Consider the following 7,106-nt stretch of genomic DNA (forward strand, 5'->3'; position numbering starts at 1 on the left):
ACCAACCTCGCCGCCTGCCCCGACGGCACCCCCGTGACGGCCGAGTTCGTGATCGACGCCTACCACCGGCTGTTCCAGATCGAGAAGTCGTTCCGGATGTCCAAACACGACCTGCAAGCCCGACCGATCTACCACCACCAGCGCGAATCAATCGAAGCCCACCTCACGATCGTGTTCGCCGCCCTCGCGGTCAGCCGATGGATCGAAGACCGGACCGGCTGGTCGATCAAGAAATTCGTCCGCACCACCCGCCGCTACCGCACCATCGAGATCCAGGTCGGCACCCACACCACCATCACCGCCGCCGACCCCCTACCCGACGACCTCCGTGACGCCCTCGAAGCCATCACCCGAACCACCCGACGTGCGCACCAACGTGAGCCAAGTCGGGTCGCGGCGATCGAACGACACCTCCGTGGTGGGGGAGTGGGCGTGCGCGGTGATGCGTGAAAGCGTTCCGGTGATGCCCCCGTAGCCCCCCGTTTACCCCCGAAAACCCTGGCTTGATGCTGACGAACAGTGACAAGAAGCAACAAGCGTCCGGCCGTGTCTGTGCAGGTCAATGCCTACTTATGGTAAGTAATGACAAGTTCGAGATGGCTTATGGTTGGTAACATGACGTTCTGGGTCCACTATGTCGTTCCGAGTGACGCGGCCGGCGACGGAATGCCGGCGCCGAGGGGAGACGAGATCCTCGGGTTCGCGGAGACGCTCGACGTCGACCCGGGGGACCGGACCATCGAGTTCGCCGTCGTGGCGGTCGGTGACGGTTACCAGATCGCCACGGACATCGACTGCACCGCACTGCTGCGCGCGCGGGCCGAGGAGGTCGCCGCCGTGCGGGCCGTGGACGCATGGCTGCTCGACTTCGCTGTCCGGGCCGTCCGGATCCACGAGCTGCTGCTGCACAGGTGGTACGAGGTCGCCTCGGAGTCGCACCGGTCGTCGGTCGAAGCGATGGAACGCTGGCTGACCTCGCTCGACCCGGCACGGGACTACTGGGCACCACTCCGCCGAACGGCGAGGGTTCCGGAGTGATGTCCAAGCTTGACGAGTTGGCCACGGCGCGGCGTCGATTTCCATGTGGTGACCGCGTTCGTGGCCGGGTCGCTGCCGTTCCCTTCGGGCCGGGTCGCACCGGGCTCTTCGTGGAGATGGGCGCCCATCCCGAGGGATTCGTCGATGTCCTGCACCTGCCTGAAGATCCGCGCCGGTGGCCTCCGGTCGGCCGGGAGGGCTTCTTCGAGGTCCTCTCGCATCGGCCGGGGCAGGTCCGTCTCTTCCCACTGGATGCCGGGATGCGCGCGCGGCACTATCACGCATCGAACTGGTCTGGTGAGCAGTGGGCTGCGATGACGGAGCGCTACCCGATTGGTTCGATGGTCACGGGCACCGTGACTGACGTCTTCCCGGGAGGCCGGGAGTATGCCGTCCGGTTCGTCGGCGGTGGTTCGTTCGTGGAATACGACGAGGTGCCACCCGCGATCGGCACCGTGGCCACCTATCTGGTCACGCGGCACCTGGAATGGACCCATCGGATCATGGTGCGACCCGCACCATGATCCGATAGGAATCCGCCCTTCGGAGTCGGCGGCCGTCCTCGGTCGGACCGTGGCGACCCTCCGGCGGCGTCAGGGCGGTGGCTCTCCGGCCGCCGCCAGCAGCCGCTGCCCGAGGGTCCGCGACGCCTGCCGGAGTTCGGGGCCGTTCAGGATCCGGTACGGCACCGGGATCGACGCGAGCTGTCCGGCGTACCAGATGGGGTTGCTGGTGCTGGCGACCAGGCGGGTGGTCCCGGCGTCGACCGGCTCGAGCAGCCCGATGGAACGGGGGAGCCACCGTGCCACGTCGTCGGCGGGTGCGTCGACGACGACCTCGACCTCGTACTCCCAGCCGGCGGCGAGGTGCTCCTCGAGAAGGGCGACCGGGTCGAGGTCGACTGGTGGGGTGAAGGTGTCGTCGAGCGGTTCGACCGCCCGGACCCGGTCGATCCGGTACGTCCGTACGGCGTGTGCGGGGTGGGTGCGGCACAGCAGGTACCAGCGGCCGTGGCGGACGACGACCGCCCACGGGTCGACCTCGACGACCCATTCCGAGCCGGCCTGCGAGCGGTAGTCGAGGCGGACCCGGCGCCGGTTCGAGCAGGCCTGCACGAGCGCGGTCGTGGCGCCGGGGTCGGGTCGGGCGGCGGCCCGGTCGGGGGCGGGGGCGGCGGTGCGGCGGACGGTCTCGACCTGGGCGGCCACCGGTTCCGGAAGGGCCCGCACGATCTTGCCGAGGGCGCTGCCGGCCGGATTGTCGGGATCGCTGGCGTGGTGGTGCCCGTCGAGTACGGCCATGACCAGGCCGACCGCTTCGGCGGCGCTGAACATCAGGGGCGGGAGCCGCAGGCCACGGCCCACCCGGTAGCCGCCGTACGGGCCGCGCACGGACTCGATCGGGATGCCGGCCTCGCGCAGGATTCCGACGTAGCGCCGGGCGGCCCGTTCGGAGACGCCGAGCTTGTCGGCGAGCCGGTCCGCGGTGATGCCCGGGCTGCTCTGGAGCAGTTCGAGGGCGAGTAGTGCGCGTGCGGTGGGACTCGCGTCGGATTTCACGACACCTCGGCAATCCGGAAGCAGAACGTCCGGAACCGAACCTAGCATGCCGGGTATGACCGAGAAGATCGTCCTGAACACCAGGATCCACGAGCCGTCGATGACCGCCGGCGAGGCCGAGATGCTCCTGTTCGCGCTGGAGCGGTCCCGGGCGCAGTTCGCCTGGAAGGTCGGTGGTCTGGACGCGGCCGGCCTGAACCGCCGGCACCCGCCAAGCGCGATGACCCTGGCCGGTCTGATCAAGCACCTCGCCCTCGTCGAGGACTACTACACCGCCCGGGACCTGACCGGGCAGCCGATGGGGGCGCCGTGGAACGCGGTCGACTGGGACGCCGATCCCGACTGGGTGTGGCGGTCGGCGGCCGACGACCCGCCCGAGGAGTTGTACGCGCTCTGGCAGGGTGCCGCGCAGCGGACGGATGCCGCGGTCGCCAAGGCGCTCGCCGACGGCGGGCCCGACCGGCCGACGAGGTTCGTCACCGCCTCCGGCGAGTCGCCGAACCTGCGGCGGCTCCTGGTCGACCTGCACGACGAGTACGCCCGTCACGTCGGCCACGCGGACCTGCTGCGTGAGGCCGTCGACGGCCTGGTGGGGGAGGACCCACCGCAGTCATGATGGCGGCTGTGCAGGATCCCGTACCGGCCGACCGGCTGACCGTCGTACCCGCCAACGAGGCGGCGTGGGACGACCTCGTCGCGATCTTCGGCAGCGCGGATGCCGGCCGGTGCCAGTGCCAGCGGTTCAAGGTCGCCGGCTGGATCTGGCGGGACTCGACGCTGGAGCAGCGGACCGCGATGCTACGGGCGCAGACCGGCTGCGGCGACCCGGCCGCGACGACCACCAGTGGCCTGGTCGGCTACGTCGACGGCGAGCCGGTCGGCTGGGTCGCCGTCGAGCCGCGTACGGCGTACCCGAAGCTGCGTACGTCCCGTATCCCGTGGAGCGGCCGGGCGGAGGACCGCGACGACCCCGACGTCTGGGCGGTGACCTGCTTCGTGGTCCGCAAGGGGTGGCGGGGGCGTGGGCTCACCTATCTCCTGGCCCGGGCGACGGTCGGCTTCGCCCGGGACTGTGGTGCCCGGGCCCTGGAGGCGTACCCGATGATCACCGAGCCGGGGCGGGAGATCACCTGGGGGGAGTTGCACGTGGGTGCCCGGCAGGTCTTCGAGGGTGCCGGGTTCGCCCAGGTCAGCCACCCGACCGTACGGCGGGTCGTGATGCGCATCGACTTTCCTCGCTAAATTTAGTTTTGAACCCCAACTAAATCGGGTAGCGGATGGAGACACTGACCGCAGAGGAGGTACGTCCATGCGTCTCATCCGCCTCGTCACGGCCGGCGTCGCCGCGCTGCTGCTGACCGCCGCGACGACCGTGCCGACCGGCACCCCCGCGCAGGCCGCCGTCTGGTCGTCCAGCGACCGCTGGGGCACCTGGAGCAGCGGCGGCTACACGCTCTACAACAACATCTGGGGATCCGGCCACGGCACCCAGACCATCTCGGCGAACTCGCCCGCCAACTGGTGGGTGCGCGCCGACCACCCGAACACCGGCGGCATCAAGTCCTACCCGAACGCCACCCGCCACATCGGACGGAAGGTCAGCGAGCTGGGGCCGGTCACCAGCAGCTTCGACGTCACCGTACCGACCAGCGGGGTCGCCTTCACCACCGCGTACGACATCTGGACCGCCGACCACGCCCACGAGATCATGCTGTGGATGAACAGGTACGGCCCGGTGGGACCGCTCGGCACCTTCGAGACCACCGCCACCGTCGGCGGGCACACCTGGGACATCTACCGCGGCTCCAACGGCCACAACCAGGTCTACTCGTTCGTCCGGACCGCCAACACCAGTGCCGGCACGGTCGACGTCACCGCGGTCGCGCAGTGGATCCGGACCCGGGGCTGGTTCGGCGACGTGACCATCGGCGACGTCCAACTCGGCTACGAGATCACCTCTGCCGCCGGGGGCCGGGACTTCGTGACCAACGCGTTCTCGGTCACCGGCTGACCGGACGATCCGGTGCCGGCGGCCCCTCGTGGCCCGCCGGCACCGTCGCCTGTCCACGGCCCGCCGGAACCCCGCCGGACGGCCCCGAAAATTTCTTGAAGATTTTGTTATGCGTGACCCGGTAACCCGTCTGTAACTCGAGGGGCGTCGCGCCGCGCCCCGTCCGGCCTGCCCGGACGATGGCGCGACCGTCCGTCGTACGTACTCCACAGCGGCTCCAGGACAAAGGAGAACCAGTCACGTGAGAACAGTCGATCCCAGACGACGAACAGCGGCGATCCTCGCCGCGACCGTCGTCACCACCCTCGTCGGCGGCGTGATCGCCGCCGTGTCCGCCCACGCCGCCACCCCGGCGGACAGTGGTGTCTACACGTTGGCCAGTGCGTCGAGTGGTAAGTGTGTGCAGGTCGCCGGTGCGGGGACCGGTAACGCGGCGTTGTTGACGCAGGTGGCGTGTGACGGTGCCGCCGCCCATCAGCGGTTCCGGGTCACCGCGCAGAACGGTGCGTTCGGTCTGGTGAACGTCAACAGTGGGCGTTGTATGGACGTGCCGTATTCGTCCAACACGTCTGGTGAGCAGTTGTGGCAGTGGACGTGTGGTGCGAGCGCGAACCAGACGTGGACGTTCACGGCGTCCACGGCGACCACCGACCGGTATCTGATCCGTAGTGCGTCCAGTGGTCTGTGTGTCAGCAACAGGGACGGTTCGACGGCGGGGAACAACCCGATCGTGCAGGAGCCGTGTGCGGACATCGCCCGGATGCAGTGGCGGTTCAACCCGGCCGGCGGCACGACCCCGCCACCGACCACCCCGCCACCGGCCGGCCGGCCGACGGTGGCCGCGGACGGCACCGGCACGTACCGCACCGTCCAGGCCGCCATCGACGCGGTGCCGACGAACAACACCCAGCGGGTCACCATCACCATCAAGGCGGGCACCTACCGCGAGGTCGTCCGGGTGCCCAGGAACAAGCCGCACATCACCCTGCAGGGGCTGGGCTCGTCGCCGTCGAACGTCGTGCTGGTCTACCACAACTCCGCCAACAGCCACGGCACCTCCGGCAGCGCGAGCATGTTCGTCGACGGCGCCAACTTCGTCGCCGAGAACCTGACGATCTCCAACGACTTCGACGAGAGCTCGACCAGCAGCGGCCACCAGGCCGTCGCCCTCAACCTCGGTGCCGACCGGGCGGTGCTGCGCAAGGTACGGCTCCTCGGCGACCAGGACACCTTCCTGGTCAACGACAGTGCGCGGGCGTACATGGTCGACTCGTACGTCGAGGGAACCGTCGACTTCATCTTCGGCGGCGGCACGATCGTCATCGACCGGTCGACGGTCCACGAGAAGCGGTCGACGGGTGGACCGATCACCGCCGCGAGCACGGCGGCCGGCAAGGCGTACGGCTTCCTGTTCTACCGCTCCACCATCACCGGTACGGCGAACAACGTGACCACGCTGGGCCGGCCCTGGCGGCCGGACGGCCAGGTCGTGTACCGGGAGTCGACGCTGGGCGCGACCATCAAGACGGCGCAGCCGTGGACCGACATGTCCGGCAACTCCTGGCGTGACGCCCGGTTCTTCGAGTACCGGAACACCGGCCCGGGCGCCGGCACGAACAGCAACCGTCCACAGTTGAGCGACTCGCAGGCGGCCAACCACACGCCGCAGCGCTACCTCGCCGGCTCCGACGGGTGGAACCCGCTGTGACCCTCGACAACCCCCCAGCAGTCAGGAAAGCGATGATGAAGCAGCTCCCTCTGCGGTCCAGGCTGGCCGCGCTCGGCGCGGTGCTGACGGTCGTGCCCGCCGCCGTCGTCGGCGTCGTCCTGTCGGCGTCGCCGTCCGCGGCCGCCGTCCCGGTCAACAGTGGTGTCTACACGTTGGCCAGTGCGTCGAGTGGTAAGTGTGTGCAGGTCGCCGGTGCGGGGACCGGTAACGCGGCGTTGCTGACCCAGGTGGCCTGTGACGGCGCTGCCGGGCACCAGCAGTTCCGGGTGAGCGCGCAGAACGGTGCCTTCGGTCTGATCAATGTCAACAGTGGCCGCTGTATGGACGTGCCGTACTCGTCCAACACGTCTGGTGAGCAACTGTGGCAGTGGACGTGTGGTGCGAGCGCGAACCAGACGTGGACGTTCACGGCGTCCACGGCGACCACCGACCGGTATCTGATCCGTAGTGCGTCCAGTGGTCTGTGTGTGAGTAACCGGGACGGTTCGACGGCGGGGAACAACCCGATCGTGCAGGAGCCGTGTGCGGACATCGCCCGGATGCAGTGGCGGTTCAACCCGGCCGGCGGCACGCCGCCGCCGACCACGCCGCCGCCGGGTGTTCCGTACTCGAACACCCCGGACGGGTTCGCCGGCGCGGCCGGCACCACCGGTGGTGCCGGTGGCGCGACCGTGACCGTGACCAACCAGGCCGACCTGGAACGGTACGCCTCGGCCAGCGAGCCGTACGTCATCCGGGTCAACGCCGCGATCACCGTCAAGCCCTACGG

8 protein-coding genes and 1 pseudogene are annotated in these 7,106 nt (G+C 69.3%); 8 read left to right on the forward strand and 1 reads right to left on the reverse strand.

The annotated features are described in order from the left end of the window. The 3 genes and pseudogenes from AB0I42_RS36995 to AB0I42_RS37005 all read left to right on the forward strand — a co-directional run. A pseudogene (locus AB0I42_RS36995) lies at positions 1 to 243 on the forward strand (IS1634 family transposase); the annotation flags it as partial. Between the two features lie 372 nt (positions 244 to 615). Continuing rightward, complete coding sequence (locus tag AB0I42_RS37000) at positions 616 to 1,038, forward strand: hypothetical protein (RefSeq protein WP_357544439.1); 423 nt, start codon at positions 616 to 618, stop codon at positions 1,036 to 1,038. Beyond that, positions 1,038 to 1,562, forward strand: a complete 525-nt coding sequence (locus tag AB0I42_RS37005; RefSeq protein ID WP_357544440.1) for a hypothetical protein — start codon at positions 1,038 to 1,040, stop codon at positions 1,560 to 1,562. Before AB0I42_RS37000 ends, AB0I42_RS37005 begins: the two co-directional genes overlap by 1 nt. Before the next feature lie 69 nt (positions 1,563 to 1,631). Here the strand turns inward: AB0I42_RS37005 and AB0I42_RS37010 are convergent, their stop codons facing one another. Continuing rightward, positions 1,632 to 2,597: a WYL domain-containing protein gene (locus AB0I42_RS37010; protein WP_357544441.1), complete on the reverse strand. Its 966-nt coding sequence runs from the start codon at positions 2,595 to 2,597 to the stop codon at positions 1,632 to 1,634. Positions 2,598 to 2,652: 55 nt separating this feature from the next. On the opposite strand from AB0I42_RS37010, the gene AB0I42_RS37015 reads away from it, so the two are divergent. The 5 genes from AB0I42_RS37015 to AB0I42_RS37035 form a co-directional block, all read left to right on the forward strand. Further along, positions 2,653 to 3,213, forward strand: coding sequence for a DUF664 domain-containing protein (locus AB0I42_RS37015; RefSeq protein ID WP_357544443.1), 561 nt, complete (start codon positions 2,653 to 2,655; stop codon positions 3,211 to 3,213). Between the two features lie 8 nt (positions 3,214 to 3,221). Then, positions 3,222 to 3,839 (forward strand): GNAT family N-acetyltransferase, encoded by a 618-nt coding sequence (locus AB0I42_RS37020; protein ID WP_357544444.1) that lies wholly within the window; start codon positions 3,222 to 3,224, stop codon positions 3,837 to 3,839. A 67-nt stretch (positions 3,840 to 3,906) separates the two neighbouring features. Further along, positions 3,907 to 4,608: a hypothetical protein gene (locus AB0I42_RS37025; protein WP_357544445.1), complete on the forward strand. Its 702-nt coding sequence runs from the start codon at positions 3,907 to 3,909 to the stop codon at positions 4,606 to 4,608. Between the two features lie 241 nt (positions 4,609 to 4,849). After that, the gene (locus AB0I42_RS37030; RefSeq protein ID WP_357544446.1) at positions 4,850 to 6,316 is read left to right on the forward strand and encodes a pectinesterase family protein; all 1,467 of its coding nucleotides are present in this window, start codon (positions 4,850 to 4,852) and stop codon (positions 6,314 to 6,316) included. A 35-nt stretch (positions 6,317 to 6,351) separates the two neighbouring features. Then, positions 6,352 to 7,106: RICIN domain-containing protein (locus AB0I42_RS37035; RefSeq protein ID WP_357544447.1), on the forward strand; the 755-nt coding region annotated here is incomplete at its 3' end.

The sequence above is a fragment of the Polymorphospora sp. NPDC050346 genome, assembly GCF_040655695.1.
GTDB classification, from domain to species: domain Bacteria; phylum Actinomycetota; class Actinomycetes; order Mycobacteriales; family Micromonosporaceae; genus Polymorphospora; species Polymorphospora lycopeni.

What these genes read in the sequence shown, in the direction of transcription:
- AB0I42_RS37000 (WP_357544439.1), top strand. Translation starts at nt 616, where the DNA reads ATGACGTTCTGGGTCCACTATGTCGTTCCGAGTGACGCGGCCGGCGAC.
- AB0I42_RS37005 (WP_357544440.1), top strand. Translation starts at nt 1,038, where the DNA reads ATGTCCAAGCTTGACGAGTTGGCCACGGCGCGGCGTCGATTTCCATGT.
- AB0I42_RS37015 (WP_357544443.1), top strand. Translation starts at nt 2,653, where the DNA reads ATGACCGAGAAGATCGTCCTGAACACCAGGATCCACGAGCCGTCGATG.
- AB0I42_RS37025 (WP_357544445.1), top strand. Translation starts at nt 3,907, where the DNA reads ATGCGTCTCATCCGCCTCGTCACGGCCGGCGTCGCCGCGCTGCTGCTG.